This is a genomic window from Klebsiella sp. JN_Kp127, assembly GCF_040062505.1.
In the GTDB taxonomy this organism is placed as follows: domain Bacteria; phylum Pseudomonadota; class Gammaproteobacteria; order Enterobacterales; family Enterobacteriaceae; genus Klebsiella; species Klebsiella quasipneumoniae.
Genome location: NZ_JBEAHS010000031.1, coordinates 226,305 through 244,939 on the forward strand (window position 1 = coordinate 226,305; position 18,635 = coordinate 244,939).

Sequence of the window (18,635 nt, forward strand, 5' to 3'; positions counted from 1 at the left end):
GCGGGCAGTGGCGGAGGTAGTAAACAGTGTTAACTCGTGATTTCTTGATGAATGCGGATTGTAAGACAGCGTTTGGCGCTATTGAGGAATCGCTACTCTGGTCGGCAGAACAACGCGCAGCCTCGCTGGCGGCGACGCTGGCCTGCCGCCCGGATGATGGCTCAGTATGGATCTTTGGCTACGGTTCGCTTATCTGGAACCCGGCGCTCAATTATCGCGAGTCCTGCACCGGCACGCTGCCGGGCTGGCACCGCGCGTTTTGCCTGCGGTTGACCGCCGGGCGCGGGAGCGCCTGCCAGCCGGGACGTATGCTGGCCCTGAAAGAGGGCGGTCGAACCACCGGCGTCGCTTATCGTCTGCCGGACGACACGCTGGAAGAAGAGCTGACGCTGCTGTGGAAACGGGAGATGATTACCGGCTGCTATCTGCCCACCTGGTGCAAGCTGGAGCTGGATGACGGGCGGACGGTAAATGCGCTGGTGTTTATTATGGATCCGCGTCATCCGCTATTTGAGCCGGATACCAGCGCCCAGGTCATTGCTCCGCTGATCGCCCGGGCCAGCGGGCCGCTCGGCACCAACGCTCAGTACCTGTTTTCGCTGGAACAGGCGTTGAGTAAGCTCGGGATGCACGACGCCAGTCTTGATGATCTGGTGGCCAGCGTCCGCGCGCTGTTGGGCGACAGCCCGACGCCGGGCCTGGCCTGAGCGCGCGGAAAAGAAAAACGCCCGGCATGGCCGGGCGTGTGTTAAGGCAGTGACTGTCAGGCCGGAACGTAGCTGATGGAGTGCTCCAGTGACTGGCTGTGACTGTCGATAAGCACGTTCCAGGTGCCGCTGTAGGGCACCGTCAGATAGGCGCTGTCCCGATCCTGCACGCTCAGAATATCCGCATGGCTGTCGCCAGGAACCTTCGCGCTCATCAGATGAATATGGCAGCGCTCTGAGCACCGCACCACCAGCGTGTCACCGCCAAACAACGTCAAACTTGCTTTTACCATCGCCATTTTTGTACCCCGTTTCTGTCCCGCTACAGCATCCTGCCCACCCAGTCCTCGCGTGATATTGTTCACACTTTGCTCTGTGCATCACACCAAACGGCGCGGGTCGGGATGCTGATTTTGATCAAAAAAAGGGATAAAGATTAAACAAAAATGACGTTGTTCCTGAAAGCATTCAGCTAACGTTTTTTTTACCTCTTCAGGCGGCGAAACCTGATATTTCCTGCCGTTCGGCGGCGCAGATTTAGAAGGTCAGCACTTTATCTGCCGCCAGGGTCCACTGGGCCAGCTCAACGAGAGTGCCAACCTCCACCCCATCAACCAGCGGCAGTGCGCTGACCCCGCGGCCGTCCGCGCAGGTCTTGCATAGCTTCACGGGAACCTGCTGGGCGGTGAGGATCTCCAGCATCTGCTGCACATTATACCCTTCCGCCGGCTTCTGCCCGCGCAGCCCGGCGGTGACGGCGTCGGACATCAAAAACAGCTTGAGATAGAGGTCGGACTGCTGTTCGCGCAGGGCAATGGCCAGGCGCAGGCTGTTGAACAGGGATTCACTGCCGTAGGCGGCGCCGTTGGCGATAATCACAATACGTTGCATACAAACTCCTTCTTAAAGGCACGGTTATTGCTTTACCGCAGTATAAAGCGTTAACCCGGAGGAGGGGTATGAATAATACGACTGGTCACGCGGACGAGGCGACGGCCTGGCTGCAGCTGGCGCGCCGCCTGCAAAAAAAACAGCTTCAGCAACTTGCCCGGCTGGGCGAGCTGGCAAGTCAGCTCAGCGCGCTGGTGCATATGCTGCAGTGCGAGCGCGGGGCGTCGAATATTTTTCTTTGCTCGGGCGGTCAGCTGTACGCGGCGGAGTGTCGGGCGGGTGGGGCGCTGGTTGATGAGCGGCTGGCCTTGTTCTATGCCGCCCTCGAACGGGCGCGCGCGGTCGCCGGCAGCGCGCTGTGCTGGCGCATCGCCCGGGCGGTCGGCGATCTGGCGCAGCTCCCGGCGCTGCGTGAGCAGGTCAGCCGTCGGCAGGTCGCCGCTGAAGCCGCGACGGAGCAGTTCAGCCGTATTATCCGCCATCTGCTGAATATCGTCCCGCAGCTCAATGACAGCATTGACGACCCGTCGGTAGCCGGGCGTATGGTCGCCCTGTACAGCTTTATGCAGGGAAAAGAGCTGGTGGGCCAGGAGCGCGCGCTGGGAGCATTGGGCTTTACCCGCGGCGAGTTCAGCGACAGCCTGCGCCAGCAGCTGGTGGACCGTATTGATGGTCAGCAGCCCTGCTTTGACAGCTTCCAGGCGCTGGGCAGTCCGGCGACGGTCCAGCTGTTTACGACCGAGTGCCAGGCCGGTCTGGACATCGAGCAACTGCGGCGGATCGCCTGCACCCGCCAGCCGGCGGCGGACGGCGGGGAAACGGCGCTGCGCTGGTTCGGCCTGCAAACCCAGCGGCTTGAGCAACTGCGCGAAGTGGAAGAGCAACTGATCGACGATCTGCTGGACGCCACCGACGCGCTGTTAGAAGACGACGCGCCTGGCTGGCTGGCCGGGGAGGAGAGCGACAGCGTGACGCCGCGGCTGGATAAACAGCTGCTGCCGCTGGTGCGCCAGCAGGCCTATGAGCTGCAACAGCTCTCCAGCCAGCTGGCTTCGCTGAAAGACGCGCTCGAGGAACGCAAGCTGATCGAAAAAGCGAAAAGCCTGCTGATGACTCACCAGGGGATGCCGGAGGAGCAGGCCTGGCAGACGCTGCGCAAGATGGCCATGGACAAGAATCAGCGGATGGTTGAGATAGCCCGCGCGCTGCTGATGGTGAAGGCGATCTGGCCATTAACCCCAAAGGAGTAGATGCACAATCGATGGGCATTCGCTGCCTGTCGGCGGTGCACTTTTGCCTGACAAACCGACCAGAGCGAAAGGAAAAGCCCGCCAGTGCGCCATAGCCAAAGCTGGCATCCCCTTTGCATTAGCATTAGTGAGTGAATAAAAGTCCGGGCGACGAACCAATGGCGGTTCGGGTGTCCGTGGATAAAGGCGTCCTGCAGTGCATATGCACTGTCGGGCGCTTTTTTTTTGCGCGTGTGGAGCGGATATGAGCGATAAGTTTTCAATTTCACGGCGGCGCTTGCTGCAGGCAGGGGCCGCGCTGGGCGGCGCGATGCTGCTGCCGGGCGTGATGCAGGCCGCATGGGCCGGCGGCTCGGACAGACCGGAGCAAACCACCGTGCGGGTAGGGTTTATTCCGCTGACCGACTGTGCGCCGCTGGCTATCGCCGCAGCGAAGGGGTTTGACAAAAAATATGGCATTACCCTGGCGCCGAGTAAGGAGGCCAGCTGGGCGGCGGTGCGCGACAAGCTGGTGGCCGGTGAACTGGACGCGGCGCATATTCTCTATGGCCTGCTGTACGGTCTTGAACTGGGGATCGCCAGCAAGCCGCAGGCGATGGCTAATCTGATGACCCTCAACCGCAATGGTCAGGCCATCACCCTCTCCAGCGAACTGCAGGAGAAAGGGGTGACCGACCTCGGCGGACTGAAGCGGCTGATCGACCGCAGCGCGCCGGGCAGCTACACCTTCGCCCATACCTTTCCCACCGGCACCCATGCCATGTGGCTTTACTACTGGCTGGCGAGCGCCGGCATCGATCCCTTTAACGATGTGCGCACCGTCGTGGTGCCGCCGCCGCAGATGGTGATGAACATGCGCATCGGCAATATGAGCGGCTTTTGCGTCGGTGAGCCGTGGAACGCCCGCGCCATTAACGACCGTATCGGCTTCACCGCGGCCACTTCCCAGGATATCTGGCCTGAGCATCCTGAAAAGGTGCTGGGCGCCCGTCGCGACTGGGTGGAACGCCACCCGAACACCGCCCGCGCGTTGGTGGCGGCCCTGATGGAGGCGCAGCGCTGGATCGCCGCCTCGGCGGAGAACACCCGGGAGACGGCCCGCCTGCTCGCCAGACGCGGCTGGCTCAATACCAAAGAGCAGTACCTCACCGGCCGGATGCTTGGGGAGTATGACAACGGCCTCGGCCGCCGCTGGCAGGATGCCCATCCGATGCGTTTTTACGCCGAGGGAGAGGTGAGCTTTCCCTGGCTGTCGGACGGAATGTGGTTCCTCACCCAGTTTCGTCGCTGGGGGCTGCTGAAGCAGGCTCCGGATTACCTCGCGGTGGCGTCGCGCCTTAACCGCATCGACGTCTGGCAGGCGGCCGCCCAGGCGGTCGGCGGGATCAGTACACCGGCGGCCACGATGCGCAGCAGCACACTGATGGACGGTACGGTCTGGAACGGGTCTGACCCGGAAGGCTACGCCCGCCATTTCGCTATTCAACGTAAGGGGGCATGAGATGAAGCAGGCACAACGTAAGCAACCGGTCGTCAGCGTGGAGAACGCGCCTGGCGAAGTCATTATCCTGCCGCCGGTGCAGGTCCGGCGCACCACGCCGACCGTCACGCGCTGGCTGCGTGAACTCACCCAACGCCTGCTGCCCCCGCTGCTGGGGCTGGGGGTGCTGCTGCTGGCCTGGCAGCTGGCGGCGATGCACAGCAAAGGCTTTCCCACCCCGCTGAGCACGCTGGACTCGGCGCTGACGCTGTTCGCCGATCCGTTCTATCAGGACGGGCCGAATGACATGGGGATCGGCTGGAACGTGCTGGCCTCCCTGCAGCGCGTGGCGGTGGGCTTCGGCCTGGCGGCGCTGGCGGGCATTCCGCTGGGGTTTTTGATCGGCCGCTCGCTGTTCTTCGCCCGCATGTTTAATCCGCTGATTGCTCTGCTGCGCCCGGTCAGCCCGCTGGCCTGGCTGCCGATTGGCCTGCTGCTGTTCCAGAAGGCGGAGCCAGCCTCCAGCTGGACCATTTTTATCTGCTCCATCTGGCCGATGGTGATCAACACCGCGGAAGGCGTGCGGCGGATCCCGCAGGACTATCTCAACGTCGCCCGCGTCCTCCAGCTCTCAGAGTGGACGGTGATGCGCAAAATTCTCTTTCCGGCGGTGCTGCCGGCGGTGCTCACCGGCGTGCGCCTCTCCATCGGCATCGCCTGGCTGGTGATCGTGGCGGCGGAAATGCTCACCGGCGGGCTGGGGATCGGCTTCTGGATCTGGAACGAGTGGAACAACCTCAATGTGGAAAACATCATCATCGCCATCGTCATTATCGGCGTCGTCGGCCTGCTGCTGGAGCAGGGCCTGATGCTGCTCGCCCGCCGCTTTAGCTGGCAGGAAAAATAAGGAGCCAACATGAAACCATTAATTCAGGTGCAGGCCGTCAGCCAGCGCTTCAACACCGCCAGCGGCGAGTTTCTGGCGCTGCAGAATGTCTCCTTCGATATCGTCGAAGGGGAGACCATTAGCCTGATCGGCCACTCGGGGTGTGGAAAATCGACCCTGCTGAATCTGATCGCCGGGATCACGACCCCTACCGAGGGCGGACTGCTGTGCGATAACCGGGAAATCGCCGGGCCCGGGCCGGAGCGGGCGGTGGTTTTCCAGAACCACTCGCTGCTGCCGTGGCTGAGCTGTTTCGACAATGTGGCGCTGGCGGTGGATCAGGTGTTCCGTCGCACCATGAGCAAGCATGAGCGTCGGGAGTGGATTGAACACAACCTCGCTCGCGTGCAGATGAGTCATGCGCTGCATAAACGGCCCGGGGAGATCTCCGGCGGCATGAAGCAGCGGGTGGGTATCGCCCGGGCGCTGGCGATGAAGCCGAAAGTGCTGCTGCTTGATGAGCCCTTCGGCGCCCTGGACGCGCTGACCCGCGCTCACCTCCAGGACACGGTGATGCATATCCAGCAGGAGCTCAATACCACCATCGTCATGATCACCCACGACGTTGATGAAGCGGTGCTGCTTTCCGACCGGGTGCTGATGATGACCAACGGCCCGGCGGCGACGGTCGGCGAGATCCTCGCGGTCGATCTGCCGCGTCCGCGCCATCGCGTTCAGCTGGCGGACGACAGCCGGTACCACCATCTGCGCCAGCAGATCCTCCATTTCCTGTATGAAAAACAGCCGAAAGCGGCATAAGGAGGCGGTCATGACGCGGCGACTGGTGGTGATCGGTAACGGCATGGCGGCCACCCGGCTGGTGCAGCGGCTGGTTGAGCGCGACCCTGCGCGGTTTGCCATTACCGTCGTCGGCGACGAGCCGCACCCGGCCTATAACCGCATCCAGCTCTCGCCGCTGCTGGCTGGCGAAAAAACGGCATCGCAGATCCCGTTGCTGCCGGCGGAGTGGTACACCCGGCACGGGGTGTGTCCGCGGTCTGGCGAGGCGGTGGATGAAGTGGATGTTGCGCAACGGCGGCTGCGCATCGCTGACGCCTGGCTGCCGTGGGACGAGCTGGTTTTCGCCACCGGCTCGCGGCCCTTTATCCCGCCGCTGCCGGGCATTGATCGTCCGCAGGTTATGCCCTTCCGCACCCTGGCGGACGTGGAACGTATTCTGGCGATACCCGGCCCGGCGGTGGTGATTGGCGGTGGGGTTCTGGGCGTGGAAGCGGCGGCGGCGCTGCGTCGCCGCGGCGGAGAGGTCACACTCCTGCATCGCGGCAGCGGCTTAATGGCGCCGCTGATCGACGCCTTTGCCGCCGATGAGCTCAGGCAGCAGCTTGAAGCGCGCGGCATTCGCTGCGTGCTGGAGTGCCGGATCGCCGCCATCGACGCCGACGGCGTGCGGCTGGCGGACGGGCGGGTATTCCGCGCCGCCAGAGTGGTGCTGGCGACCGGCGTGCAGCCCAACAGCCGTCTGGCGGCGCAGTCCGGCGTGCTGTGCCAGCAGGGGATCGTGGTTGACCGCCAGATGGCCGCCTCGCTGCCGGGGATCAGCGCCATTGGCGAGTGTTGCGAAATTGACGGCCAGACCTGGGGGCTGGTGGCTCCCTGCCTGCGCCAGGCCGAGGTGCTGGCGGATCGCCTGTGCGGCGCCCCCGGCGCGGGCTTTGTCTGGCAGGACGCCGGGACCCGCCTGAAGGTCACGGGCATTGAACTCTTTAGCGTCGGCGAACAGCAGGCCGGCGAACAGGATGACATCTATACCAGCTGGGATCCCATCGACCGGCACTATCGTCGCCTGCTGCTGCGCGACGGCCGCCTGCGCGGCGTGCTGCTGATGGGCGACTGTACCACCGCCGCCGCGCTCACCGCGCGCCTGGAAAGCGACGAGCCCGCCACCGCGGACTGGCTTTTTGACCCTTCTTCAACGCAGCCGCAGGCTGCAGGAATAATGACGATGACGAAACCTGTATTAGTGCTGGTGGGACATGGCATGGTCGGCCACCATTTTCTCGAACAATGCGTGAGCCGCAACCTGCATCAGCAATATCGTATCGTGGTGTTTGGCGAAGAGCGTTACGCCGCCTACGACCGGGTGCATCTCTCCGAATATTTCGCCGGACGCAGCGCCGAATCGCTGTCGCTGGTGGCCGATGATTTCTTTCACCAGCACGGCATCGAACTCCGCCTCGGCAAGGCGGTGGCGACGATCGACCGCGACGCCCGGCTGGTGCGGGACGCCGAGGGGCATGAAACCCACTGGGATAAACTGGTGCTGGCGACCGGCTCCTATCCCTTTGTTCCGCCGATCCCTGGCAACGATCTCGACGGGTGCTTTGTCTATCGCACCCTTGACGATCTCGACCGTATCGCCGCCCATGCCGCCGCGGCGAAGACCGGGGTGGTGATCGGGGGCGGCCTGCTCGGACTGGAGGCCGCCAACGCCCTGAAACAGCTGGGGCTGGAGACGCACGTGGTGGAGTTTGCCCCGAACCTGATGGCCGTCCAGTTGGATAACGGCGGGGCGGCGATGCTGCGGGAGAAGATCGTCGCCCTCGGCGTGGGGGTGCATACCAGCAAAGCCACCACCGCCATCGTGCGCGAGGCCGACGGCCTGCGGCTGAACTTTGCCGACGGCGGCACGCTGGCGGCCGACATGGTGGTCTTCTCGGCAGGGATCCGCCCGCAGGACGCGCTGGCCCGCGGCTGCGCGCTGCAGGTTGGCGAGCGCGGGGGGATTGGCATCGACGGCCAGTGCCGCACCACTGACCCGGACGTGCTGGCGATAGGCGAATGCGCCCTGTGGGATAATAAAATTTACGGCCTGGTGGCGCCGGGTTATCAGATGGCGCGGATCGCCGCGGCCACCCTCGCAGGAGAGGACGCCTGCTTTAGCGGCGCCGACATGAGCACCAAACTGAAGCTGCTGGGGGTTGACGTAGCCTCGTTTGGCGATGCGCAGGAGCGCACGCCGGGCTGCCAGAGCTATCAATGGACCGACGGTCCGCAGCAGGTTTACAAAAAAATCGTCGTCAGTCAGGACGGCAAAGCCCTGCTTGGCGGCGTGCTGGTGGGGGACGCCAGCGACTACGCCACGCTGCTGCAGATGATGCTGAACGGCATGGCGCTGCCGCCGCGTCCGGAGAGCCTGATCCTGCCGGCGCTGGAGGGGGCCGCGCCGAAGGCGCTGGGGGTGGCGGCGCTGCCCGACAGCGCGCCGATCTGCTCCTGCCATAGCGTCAGCAAAGGCGATATCTGCCAGGCGGTGAACAATGGCGCGGGGGATATGGCGGCGATAAAAAGCTGCACCAGAGCGGCCACCGGCTGCGGCGGCTGCAGCGCGCTGGTGAAACAGGTGATGGAGCACCAGCTGGCGGCGCAGGGCGTCGAAGTGAAAAAAGACGTCTGCGAGCATTTCCCGTGGTCGCGTCAGGAGATCTACCATCTGGTGCGGGTCAACCATATCCATACCTTCGAGCAGCTGATTAGCCGCTACGGCCAGGGGCACGGCTGCGAGGTTTGTAAACCGCTGGTGGCCTCGGTGCTGGCCTCCTGCTGGAACGAATACCTGCTGAAGCCGGCGCACCTGCCGCTGCAGGATACCAACGACCGCTATTTCGCCAACATTCAGAAGGACGGCACCTATTCGGTGGTGCCGCGGATGGCGGCAGGGGAAGTGACGCCGGACGGGCTGATTGCCATCGGGCAGATCGCCAAACGTTACCAGCTCTACAGCAAAGTGACCGGCGGTCAGCGCATCGACCTGTTTGGCGCGCGGCTGGAACAGCTGCCGGCGATCTGGCGCGAGCTGGCCGACGCCGGGTTTGAAACCGGCCACGCCTATGGCAAGTCGCTGCGCACGGTGAAGTCCTGCGTCGGCGCAACCTGGTGTCGCTACGGCGTGCAGGACTCCACCGGGCTCGCGGTGCGGCTCGAGCATCGCTATAAAGGGCTGCGCGCCCCGCACAAAATCAAGATGGCGGTCTCCGGCTGCACCCGCGAATGCGCCGAAGCCCAGGGCAAAGACATCGGGGTGATTGCCACCGACAAAGGCTGGAATCTCTACGTCTGCGGCAACGGCGGAATGAAGCCGCGTCACGCCGACCTGTTTGCCAGCGACCTCGACGAAGCGACGCTGATCCGCAGCATCGATCGTCTGCTGATGTTCTATATCCGCACCGCCGATCGCCTGCAGCGGACCAGCACCTGGATGGACAACCTGGAGGGCGGCGTGGCCTACCTGCGGCAGGTGGTGCTGGAGGACAGCCTCGGCATTGGCGAGGAGCTGGAACAGGAGATGGCCCGCATCGTCGACAGCTACCAGTGCGAGTGGCAGACCACGCTCAACGATCCCCAGCGCCTGGCGCTGTTCCGCTCCTTCGTGAACAGCGACCAGCCCGACGAGGCGGTGCAGCGCCACGATCTGCGCGGTCAGCCGCAGCCGTTGCCTGCTGAAGCGTTGCCTGAAGGCGAACTCCCATCCCGGCCGTGGCAGGCGATTTGCGACCTTGACGCCATCCCGGCGCAGGCGGGGATCGGCGCCCGGTTAGGGGAGCGGCAGATCGCCCTGTTCCGCTTTGGCGATCGGGTGTATGCCCTGGACAACCGCGAGCCGGGCAGCGCGGCCAACGTGCTGTCGCGGGGGCTGTTAGGGGACGTCGGCGGCGAGCCGGTGGTGATCTCCCCGCTGTACAAACAGCGGATTCGCCTGCGCGACGGCTGGCCGTGCGACGGCGGTGAACAGGCAGTGCGCGCCTGGCCGGTGAAAGTGGAAAACGGCAAAGTGTGGGTGGGCAGCCAGCAGCTGCTGGCGCGAGCGGAGGCCTCCTGATGAAGACCATCCGAACGACCTGTCCCTACTGCGGCGTAGGCTGCGGCGTGCTGGCGAGCGTGGATGACGCGGGTCAGGTGAGCGTGCGCGGCGACGATCAGCACCCGGCCAACCTCGGCCGCCTGTGCGTCAAAGGGGCGGCACTAGGGGAGACCACGGGCCTGGCGGGGCGGCTGCTGGCGCCGGAGGTGGACGGCCAGCCGGTGGCCTGGTCTCAGGCGCTGGCGGAGACCGCTTCCCGCCTGCAACAGGTTATCGACCAGCACGGTCCGCAGGCGGTGGCCTTCTACGCCTCCGGCCAGCTGTTGACGGAGGATTACTATGCCGCCAACAAGCTGATGAAGGGATTTATCGGCGCGGCGAACATCGACACCAATTCGCGGCTGTGCATGTCGTCGGCGGTGACCGGCTACAAGCGGGCCTTTGGCGCCGACGTGGTGCCCTGTAGCTATGAGGATGTGGAAAACAGCGATCTGGTGGTGCTGGTCGGCTCGAACGCCGCCTGGGCGCACCCGGTGCTGTACCAGCGTCTGGCGCAGGCGAAGCGGGATAATCCCCGGCTACAGATCGTGGCGATAGACCCCCGGCGCACCGCCACCTGCGAGATCGCCGATCGCCATCTGGCGCTGGCGCCGGGAAGCGACGGCGGGCTGTTCGTGGGGTTGCTTAACGCCCTGGCGCAGGCCGGGGCCTGCGTCGACGGTTTTCGCGACGGCCCGCAGGCGCTGGCCGCCGCCCGCGGCTGGGACGTGGCGAAAGTGGCGGCTTTTTGCGGCCTGCCCGCCGATGAGGTAGCGGGTTTCTATCGCGATTTTATCGCCGCCCCGCGGGCCATCACCCTCTACACCATGGGAATTAACCAGTCAGCCAGCGGCAGCGACAAATGTAATGCCATCATCAACGTCCATCTGGCCAGCGGAAAGTATGGCCGCCGCGGCTGCGGCCCCTTTTCGCTGACCGGTCAACCCAACGCCATGGGCGGGCGCGAAGTCGGCGGGTTGGCGACGATGCTGGCGGCGCACATGGATTTTGTGCCAGACGATCTGCAGCGGCTGGCCCGCTTTTGGGGAACCGAGCGGCTGGCGCAGACCCCGGGGCTGACCGCCGTGGAGTTGTTTGCCGCCATCGGCCGCGGCGAGGTGAAAGCGGTGTGGATCATGGGCACCAACCCGGTGGTGTCGCTCCCCGACAGCCACGCGGTGAGCCAGGCGCTGGCCGGCTGTCCGCTGGTGATCGTCTCGGATGTCGCCGCTGAGACGGATACCGGACAATTCGCCCACATTCGCTTTCCGGCGCTGGCCTGGGGCGAGAAAAATGGCACGGTCACCAACTCGGAGCGGCGCATCTCCCGTCAGCGCAGCTTCCTGCCGCCGCCGGGGGAGGCGAAAGCGGACTGGTGGATCATCGCCAGAGTAGGGCAGGCGCTGGGGTATCGCGAGGCGTTTGCCTGGCAGCATCCGCATGACGTCTTCCGCGAGCATGCGGCGCTGTCCGGTTTCGAAAACGACGGCCAGCGGGCGTTTGATATCGGCGCGCTGGCGGATCTCAGCCGCGAGGCATGGGACGCTATGGCGCCGGTACGCTGGCCGGTCAGCCGCCGCCGCGCCGCCTGGGATGTTACGCGCGGCTGGCATAGCGATGGCAGGCTGCGGATGGTGCCAGTGACGCCTCAGCCGACCCGGGCGGCAACCGATGTCTTTTATCCGCTGATCCTCAACAGCGGGCGGATCCGCGATCAGTGGCACACCATGACCCGCACCGGCGCCGTGCCGCGGCTGATGCAGCATATCGCGGAGCCGGTGGTGGAGGTGGCGCCGCAGGACGCTGTTCGCTACCAGCTTGTCGCCGGCGGGCTGGCGCGGATCTGGTCGCGCCATGGGGTGATGGTGGCGAAAGTGGCGATCAGCGAAGGCCAGCGCCCCGGCTCGCTGTTTGTCCCAATGCACTGGAACAATCAGTTCGCCCGCCAGGGGCGGGTGAATAATCTGCTGGCCGCCGTCACGGACCCGCATTCCGCCCAGCCGGAGAGTAAACAGGCGGCGGTGGCCATCGCCCCCTGGCAGCCTGCCTGGCATAGCGAACTGTTTTGTCGCGAACCGCTGCCGTTTCCTGCGGCCTGGCACTGGCGGCGGCGGGCGGCGGCGGGCGTATTGCACTACTCGCTGGCCGGGGAGGCGTCAGCCCGACAGTGGCTCAGCGTCTGGTGCGCGCAGCGCGGCTGGCAGCTGCAGATAGCAGACGGCGGCGCGGTGTGGAACCTGCTGGCGTGGCATCAGGGGAGGCTGATGCTGGGCTGGTGGAGCGATGCGCGCGAGCCGGCGGTGGATAGCGCAGGGATAAGCGCCGCCTTCGCCGCGCCGCCGTCCGATGCCGCCCGGCGCCATGCGTTGCTCAGCGGCCGACCGGACGCCGCCGCCGCGCCGCCGGGGCGGATCGTCTGCAGCTGCTTTGGGGTGGGGGAGCGGGCGATCGGCGAGGCCATCGCCAGCGGCTGCGCCAGCGTTGGGGCTTTGGGCGCCAGGCTTAAGTGCGGGACCAACTGCGGCTCCTGCGTGCCGGAGCTCAACGCGCTGCTGACGGCGCAACCGGCCCGCGCCGGGGCGTAACGGCGCGGCGGCACCTTCTGTGGTTGGGCGACTATTTGCCCAACCGGTTTCAGCATATTCCTGGAATTGTCTGCAGGGCTGCGGGAGAAGGGAAAAAACGATAAACTAAAACTATCTTCCAATTTTTTCTGCGAGCCCGCGCAAAACCTGTTGATGCCTGTGTCGTACCGTTTGCTGCCATCCCTGATCTTTCTCCTGCTGCTGCCGGGCGCTCCCGTCTGGGCGCTGACCGCCAGCGACACCGCTCTTACGCCCCAGGGAGAAGATCCCTTGCCCGATTTGGGGATCGCCCCGCAGGTCGATGACGACGCCAGACACTTTGCCGAAGTGGCGAAGAAATTCGGCGAGGCCAGCATGAGCGATAACGGACTGACGGCGGGCGAGCAGGCGCAGATGTTCGCCATCAACAAACTCGGCAATGAAGTGAGCCACCAGCTGGAGAGCTGGCTCTCGCCGTGGGGCAACGCCAATGTCGACCTGCTGGTCGATAAAGAGGGGAAGTTCACCGGCAGTAAAGGGAGCTGGTTCGTGCCATTGCAGGATAACGATCGCTACCTGACGTGGAACCAGTATTCGGTAACCCGGCGCGAGAACGATCTGGTGGGCAATATTGGGCTTGGCCAGCGCTGGCGGGTCGGCGGCTGGCTGCTGGGCTATAACTCGTTTTATGACAAGGTGCTGAGCGAAAGCCTGGCCCGCGGCAGCGTCGGCGCCGAGGCGTGGGGGGAATATCTCCGCCTGTCGGCGAACTACTATCATCCGCTGGGCGACTGGCAGCTGCGGGAGAATCAAACTCAGGAGCAGCGGATGGCCGCGGGGTATGACGTTACCGCCCAGGCGCGGCTGCCATTTTATGAGCACATCAACACCAGCGTCAGCGTCGAACAGTACTTCGGCGACAGCGTCGATCTGTTTCACACCGGCACAGGCTACCATAACCCGGTGGCCGTCTCCGTCGGGCTCAATTATACCCCGGTCCCGCTGGTCACCGTGACCGCCAAGCATAAGCAAGGGGAAAATGGCGTCAGCCAGAACAACGTTGGCCTGAAGCTCAACTACCGCTTTGGCGTGCCGCTCAAGCAGCAGCTGGCGGCGGACGAGGTGGCGTTCAGCAACTCGCTGCGCGGCAGCCGCTTCGACAGCCCGGAGCGGGATAATCTGCCGGTGGTGGAGTATCGGCAGCGCAAAAATCTGACGGTCTACCTGGCCACGCCGCCCTGGGATCTACAGTCCGGGGAGACGGTGCAGCTGAAGCTGCAGATCCATAGTCTACACGGCATCAAGTCGCTGCACTGGCAGGGCGACACCCAGGCGCTCAGCCTGACGCCGCCGGTGGATGCCAGCAGCCCCGATGGCTGGAGCGTGATTATGCCGGTGTGGAACAGTGAACCGGGCGCCGCGAACCGCTGGCGCCTGTCGGTGGTGGTAGAGGATAAACAGGGGCAGCGTGTCTCCTCCAATGAGATCGTCCTGGCGCTGACTGAGCCGCTGGTCAAGTTCACCGCGCCTGGCGTCTCGTGGACGGACTCGCCTTAAAAAATTCGCTCCTGGTGGACCCATACCGCGGCTTCCACCCGGGATTTGAGCTTCATTTTCTTCAGCATGTGCTTGACGTGCACTTTGACGGTGCTTTCGGTGATATCCAGCCGGCGGGCGATCATTTTGTTCGGCAGCCCCTGGGCGATCAGCTTGAGGATGTCGCGCTCGCGCGGGGTCAGCTGGCTGATGTCGCGATCGGAGGTGGCGCGGTTGGCGCGCAGGCTGGCGGCCAGCACCGGGGTTAACGCTTCGCTTAATACCATCTCGCCGGCGGCGGCCTGCTGCAGCGCTTTCAGCAGATCTTCCGGCTCCATGTCTTTCAGCAGATAGCCATCGGCGCCGCGCTTGAGGGCGGTAACAACGTCCTCTTCATGGTTAGAGACGCTGAAGACCACCACCCGGCCAGACAGCGATTTCTCACGCAGTTTGTCCAGCGTTTCCAGACCGTTCATGCCCGGCATATTGAGGTCCAGCAGGATCAGGTCCGGATCCAGCGACTCCGCAAGCTCGATACCTTGCGCGCCATTGCTGGCTTCGCCAATCACCTGGATGTCCGGCGCCATGCTGATCAGTTGTTTCACGCCGGTGCGCAGCATCGGATGGTCGTCAATGAGAAGGATGGTTGCCCGTTCCTGTTGACTCATGGGGGTCTCCTTATTGGATGGAAAACGTTTTTTCCGGGATAAACGTGACGATCACTTCGGTCCCGCCGGTTTCCCGGCGCCGAACCTGACAGTCGCCGCGCAGACTTTGCGCGCGATCCCGCATAATGATTAAACCGTAATGGTTACTCCGCTCGGCGTGGTCCGGCACGCCGCGGCCGTTATCCGCCACCACCAGACGGACCTGATTATCGCGTTGTGACACCGTCACGGTGACTTGGGTCGCGCTGGCATGCTTCAGGGCATTGCTTAACGCTTCGCGGGCGATCTGCAGCAGGTGAATGGCCTGATGCGACGGCACAAAGCGCGGCGGGAGCTGATAATCAAGCTGCACCGTAAAGCCGAAGTGGGCGCTGTACTCCTGACAGCTGGCCTCCAGCGCCGGGCGCAGGCCCGGCTCGGTCAGCTGCAGGCGGAAGGTGGTCAACAGCTCACGCAGCTGGGCCCAGGAGGTATTCAGCTCGTTACGTATCTGCCCCAGCAGCTGACGGCTCTCCGCCGGCAAGGCGTCGCCCTGCATCTGCAGGCAGCTGACCTGCATCTTCATACAGGATAGCGACTGGGCGATGGAATCATGCAGCTCACGGGCGATAGTGGCCCGCTCTTCCATAACGATCAGCTGCTGCTGTTTCTCCTGATGGCGGTCCAGCGCCAGGGTGCTGGTCAGTTGTTCAACCACAGTATCCACCAGCTGCTGCTGATCGTGGCTGAGATGACGGCCAACCGGCAGCGTCGCCAGCAGGATGCCGTACTGATTATGCGCATCCGACAGCCGCCACTTCAGCGTCGTTCCGCCATCCGGCAGCGGCGGCAGGTTGCGTGGGCAGAGGTAGCAGCCCATGTCGTCACATTCATTATCCGAGTGGCAGGTAAACTCCTGATGGTTGTCTTCATCTTCCAGATCGTAGACCCGCACCTCGATATCGCGCAGCAGCGTCAGACCCTGCAGGCCGTTCAGCACCGGCGAAATGCGTTCACAGAGCGGGGCGTTGGCGTGCAGCCGGCGGTTGGCCTGCCATAAGAAGGCGAGGATCTCGTTCTTCTGTTCCAGCCCGGCGGTCTTCTCCTGCACCCGGCGCTCGAGCACGGCGTAGCTTTCCGCCAGCTCTTCCGACATGTTATTTAGCGCCATGCCGAGGGTCGCCATTTCGTTGCGTCCGCTGATGTGCGCCCGCTGGGTGAAATCACGCTGGCTCACCGCTCGCGCCATGCTCAGCAGCTGTTTCCATGGCCGCAGCAGGCGGGCGCGTAGCCAGATGATGGTGAAGATCAGCAGCAGCGCCATGCCGATGGCGAGGAGGCGATGGATCCAGACCACCCGTTCGATACGCTGCTCGGTGGTATGGTCGAATGCGGTGACCAGCTGGTCGATACGATCGACAAAGTCGGCGACATCCTGGGCGACCTCCGCCTGGTTGACCGCGCGCTGCATGCCGGGAGCCAGCGCCAGCTGCCAGTACTGCTGCAGGGCCTGCAGCTGGCGCTCCTGCCCGTCGCGGCGGGCGGAGTTTTGCAGCTCCGGACTGAAGACGGTGGCGGTCATATCATCGACCAGCTTTTGGTCGTGTTCATTCAGCGGGATCGCCGCCAGCAGCCGGTAGCTCTGCATGCGTAATGACCCGGCTTTGTTAATGGCGTGCGCGCTGCCCTGCACGCCGTTGACCAGGCGCGCGGAGATCGCCATACCGGCGACGCCAGTAAGGGTGGCAAGCAGGACGATCAACGCCAGTTGATTGACCAGCGTCAGCGGGGTAAAAAGACGTTTTAACATGGAATGCGTGGCTCCTGACCGGTCGTGTCCCCGGGAGTGGCGCTTATTCTCGGCTATCCCCTGGAGTATACCCATACCCACAAAGAGTTACTCCTTAATTGTCGGTGGTAGGCGCCGTTGGGAGAGGGGTTAGACGCATCCCGGCAGCCGTGTGAAAAACCACACTTTTTTTCCCACCATTCTCTACTCACTTCGGAGCATGGTTTATTTTCGCACAAATTAGCGCGCGCTTTTCCTTTGATTTATATCAACTTACCGCCAGGGGCAACCCCTAAGGTAGCGGCAGGAAAAATGAATAATCAGAGGTATCTATGAGTCAATCTTCCCTCCCGGAGAAGGCTAACCGCTCGGTCATTACCGACTGGCGGCCTGAAGATCCTGAATTCTGGCAACAGCGCGGCCACCATGTGGCGAGCCGCAATTTATGGATCTCCGTTCCCTGTCTGTTACTGGCGTTCTGCGTGTGGATGTTGTTCAGCGCCGTTGCCGTTAACCTCAACAAAGTGGGCTTTCAGTTTACGACCGATCAGCTGTTTATGCTGACCGCGCTGCCGGCGCTGTCAGGCGCTTTGTTGCGCGTACCTTACGCTTTCATGGTACCGCTGTTCGGCGGCCGCCGCTGGACGGCGTTCAGTACCGGGATCATGATTGTGCCGTGCGTGTGGCTGGGCTTTGCGGTCCAGGATACCTCCACGCCGTTTAGCGTCTTCGTGATCATCTCTCTGCTGTGCGGCTTCGCCGGGGCCAACTTCGCCTCCAGTATGGCCAATATCAGCTTCTTCTTCCCGAAAGCGAAGCAGGGCGGGGCGCTGGGCGTCAACGGCGGCCTTGGTAATATGGGCGTAAGCGTGATGCAGCTGGTCGCGCCGCTGGTGGTGTCGGTCTCGGTGTTTGCCATTTTTGGCGGGACCGGCAGCGAGCAGCCGGACGGCTCAATGCTGTATCTGGAAAACGCCGCGTGGATCTGGGTACCTTTCCTGATTATTTTCACCCTGGCGGCGTGGTTTTTTATGAACGACCTGTCCGCTTCTAAAGCCTCGCTGAGCGAACAGCTGCCGGTGCTCAAACGCCTGCACCTGTGGATCATGGCGCTGCTCTATCTGGCGACCTTCGGCTCCTTTATCGGTTTCTCCGCCGGTTTCGCCATGCTGTCAAAGACCCAGTTCCCGGACGTGCAGATCCTGCACTACGCCTTCTTCGGTCCGTTTATTGGCGCGCTGGCGCGTTCGATGGGCGGGGCGATCTCCGACCGTCTCGGCGGTACCCGCGTGACGCTGGTCAACTTTGTGGTGATGGCTGTCTTCTGTGCGCTGCTGTTCCTGACCCTGCCGACCAACGGCCAGGGCGGTAACTTCATCGCCTTCTTCGCGGTGTTTATGGTGCTGTTCCTGACCGCCGGGCTGGGGAGCGCCTCCACCTTCCAGATGATCTCCGTGATCTTCCGTAAGCTGACCATGGACCGGGTGAAGGCTCAGGGCGGCAGCGAAGCCCAGGCGATGCGCGAGGCGGCGACCGATACCGCGGCGGCGCTGGGCTTTATCTCCGCCATTGGCGCCATCGGCGGCTTCTTTATTCCGAAGGCGTTCGGTATCTCGCTGGATCTGACCGGCTCGCCGGCCGGCGCGATGAAAGTCTTCCTGATCTTCTATATCGCCTGCGTGATCATCACCTGGGCGGTATACGGCCGTAAGCGTCAGTAATTCGCCATCGTCGATGTTGCTTCGTAAAGGCGTACTCCCGGAGGAGGCGCCTTTTTTTACCGGCCTATTTAGTTACAACATACTAATAGGTGATTGTATGCGTATTGGCCACTGAGCCGGGAAGGGACGGCTTGCCAGCGTCACTGCTCTACCCCTTAATACCTCCCTGGTGAACAATACCGCGCCTGGCGACCCATTTTTCGATAAAAACCATTAAAAAACATTAAGTTAAAAAATCGAGATTAC

The 18,635-nt window shown here is 63.5% G+C and carries 13 protein-coding genes; 9 read left to right on the forward strand and 4 right to left on the reverse strand.

Annotated features, from left to right (window positions below; genetic code table 11):
* The first annotated feature begins 26 nt into the window (after positions 1-26).
* A complete protein-coding gene (locus tag ABLV04_RS09550) occupies positions 27-707 on the forward strand; it encodes a gamma-glutamylcyclotransferase (protein ID WP_023290144.1) in 681 nt (226 codons plus the stop codon).
* 56 nt (positions 708-763) lie between these two features.
* Here the strand turns inward: ABLV04_RS09550 and ABLV04_RS09555 are convergent, their stop codons facing one another.
* Together ABLV04_RS09555 and ABLV04_RS09560 are read right to left on the reverse strand one after the other, a co-directional pair.
* Positions 764-1,006, reverse strand: a complete 243-nt coding sequence (locus ABLV04_RS09555; protein ID WP_002910387.1) for a DUF1883 domain-containing protein — start codon at positions 1,004-1,006, stop codon at positions 764-766.
* A gap of 238 nt (positions 1,007-1,244) precedes the next feature.
* The gene (locus ABLV04_RS09560) at positions 1,245-1,598 is read right to left on the reverse strand and encodes a DsrE/DsrF/TusD sulfur relay family protein (protein WP_180265592.1); all 354 of its coding nucleotides are present in this window, start codon (positions 1,596-1,598) and stop codon (positions 1,245-1,247) included.
* Between the two features lie 68 nt (positions 1,599-1,666).
* On the opposite strand from ABLV04_RS09560, the gene nasR reads away from it, so the two are divergent.
* From nasR to ABLV04_RS09595, 7 genes are all read left to right on the forward strand, one after another.
* A complete protein-coding gene (gene nasR, locus ABLV04_RS09565; RefSeq protein ID WP_348815638.1) occupies positions 1,667-2,848 on the forward strand; it encodes a nitrate regulatory protein NasR in 1,182 nt (393 codons plus the stop codon).
* Between the two features lie 244 nt (positions 2,849-3,092).
* Positions 3,093-4,349, forward strand: a complete 1,257-nt coding sequence (locus ABLV04_RS09570; RefSeq protein WP_032453296.1) for a CmpA/NrtA family ABC transporter substrate-binding protein — start codon at positions 3,093-3,095, stop codon at positions 4,347-4,349.
* A gap of 1 nt (position 4,350) precedes the next feature.
* Positions 4,351-5,235 carry a nitrate ABC transporter permease gene (ntrB, locus tag ABLV04_RS09575; RefSeq protein WP_023290141.1) on the forward strand — a complete coding sequence of 295 codons (885 nt, stop codon included), beginning with the start codon at positions 4,351-4,353 and terminating at the stop codon, positions 5,233-5,235.
* Between the two features lie 9 nt (positions 5,236-5,244).
* Positions 5,245-6,033, forward strand: coding sequence for an ABC transporter ATP-binding protein (locus tag ABLV04_RS09580; protein WP_023290140.1), 789 nt, complete (start codon positions 5,245-5,247; stop codon positions 6,031-6,033).
* Positions 6,034-6,043: 10 nt separating this feature from the next.
* Entirely contained in the window at positions 6,044-10,111 is a 4,068-nt protein-coding gene (nirB, locus tag ABLV04_RS09585) for a nitrite reductase large subunit NirB (protein WP_180265593.1), read from the forward strand.
* Positions 10,111-12,717, forward strand: coding sequence for a nitrate reductase (locus ABLV04_RS09590; RefSeq protein WP_165457722.1), 2,607 nt, complete (start codon positions 10,111-10,113; stop codon positions 12,715-12,717). The genes nirB and ABLV04_RS09590 overlap by 1 nt, the downstream gene beginning before the upstream one ends.
* A 153-nt stretch (positions 12,718-12,870) precedes the next feature.
* Positions 12,871-14,253: a YchO/YchP family invasin gene (locus tag ABLV04_RS09595; RefSeq protein WP_044524070.1), complete on the forward strand. Its 1,383-nt coding sequence runs from the start codon at positions 12,871-12,873 to the stop codon at positions 14,251-14,253.
* On the opposite strand, the gene narL is transcribed toward ABLV04_RS09595, so the two are convergent.
* Together narL and narX are read right to left on the reverse strand one after the other, a co-directional pair.
* The gene (gene narL, locus ABLV04_RS09600) at positions 14,250-14,900 is read right to left on the reverse strand and encodes a two-component system response regulator NarL (RefSeq protein WP_002910198.1); all 651 of its coding nucleotides are present in this window, start codon (positions 14,898-14,900) and stop codon (positions 14,250-14,252) included. The two genes, ABLV04_RS09595 and narL, sit on opposite strands and share 4 nt — an antisense overlap.
* A 10-nt stretch (positions 14,901-14,910) precedes the next feature.
* Complete coding sequence (gene narX / locus ABLV04_RS09605) at positions 14,911-16,689, reverse strand: nitrate/nitrite two-component system sensor histidine kinase NarX (RefSeq protein WP_032428899.1); 1,779 nt, start codon at positions 16,687-16,689, stop codon at positions 14,911-14,913.
* A gap of 311 nt (positions 16,690-17,000) precedes the next feature.
* On the opposite strand from narX, the gene ABLV04_RS09610 reads away from it, so the two are divergent.
* A complete protein-coding gene (locus tag ABLV04_RS09610; RefSeq protein WP_023290135.1) occupies positions 17,001-18,389 on the forward strand; it encodes a NarK family nitrate/nitrite MFS transporter in 1,389 nt (462 codons plus the stop codon).
* Positions 18,390-18,635: the final 246 nt, after the last annotated feature.

Excerpts from the sequence above, each read along its gene's own strand:
- ABLV04_RS09570 (WP_032453296.1), top strand. The coding sequence starts at position 3,093 with ATGAGCGATAAGTTTTCAATTTCACGGCGGCGCTTGCTGCAGGCAGGG.
- nirB (WP_180265593.1), top strand. The coding sequence starts at position 6,044 with ATGACGCGGCGACTGGTGGTGATCGGTAACGGCATGGCGGCCACCCGG.
- ABLV04_RS09610 (WP_023290135.1), top strand. The coding sequence starts at position 17,001 with ATGAGTCAATCTTCCCTCCCGGAGAAGGCTAACCGCTCGGTCATTACC.
- nasR (WP_348815638.1), top strand. The coding sequence starts at position 1,667 with ATGAATAATACGACTGGTCACGCGGACGAGGCGACGGCCTGGCTGCAG.
- narX (WP_032428899.1), bottom strand. The coding sequence starts at position 16,689 with ATGTTAAAACGTCTTTTTACCCCGCTGACGCTGGTCAATCAACTGGCG.
- ABLV04_RS09595 (WP_044524070.1), top strand. The coding sequence starts at position 12,871 with ATGCCTGTGTCGTACCGTTTGCTGCCATCCCTGATCTTTCTCCTGCTG.
- ABLV04_RS09580 (WP_023290140.1), top strand. The coding sequence starts at position 5,245 with ATGAAACCATTAATTCAGGTGCAGGCCGTCAGCCAGCGCTTCAACACC.
- narL (WP_002910198.1), bottom strand. The coding sequence starts at position 14,900 with ATGAGTCAACAGGAACGGGCAACCATCCTTCTCATTGACGACCATCCG.
- ABLV04_RS09555 (WP_002910387.1), bottom strand. The coding sequence starts at position 1,006 with ATGGCGATGGTAAAAGCAAGTTTGACGTTGTTTGGCGGTGACACGCTG.
- ntrB (WP_023290141.1), top strand. The coding sequence starts at position 4,351 with ATGAAGCAGGCACAACGTAAGCAACCGGTCGTCAGCGTGGAGAACGCG.
- ABLV04_RS09560 (WP_180265592.1), bottom strand. The coding sequence starts at position 1,598 with ATGCAACGTATTGTGATTATCGCCAACGGCGCCGCCTACGGCAGTGAA.
- ABLV04_RS09590 (WP_165457722.1), top strand. The coding sequence starts at position 10,111 with ATGAAGACCATCCGAACGACCTGTCCCTACTGCGGCGTAGGCTGCGGC.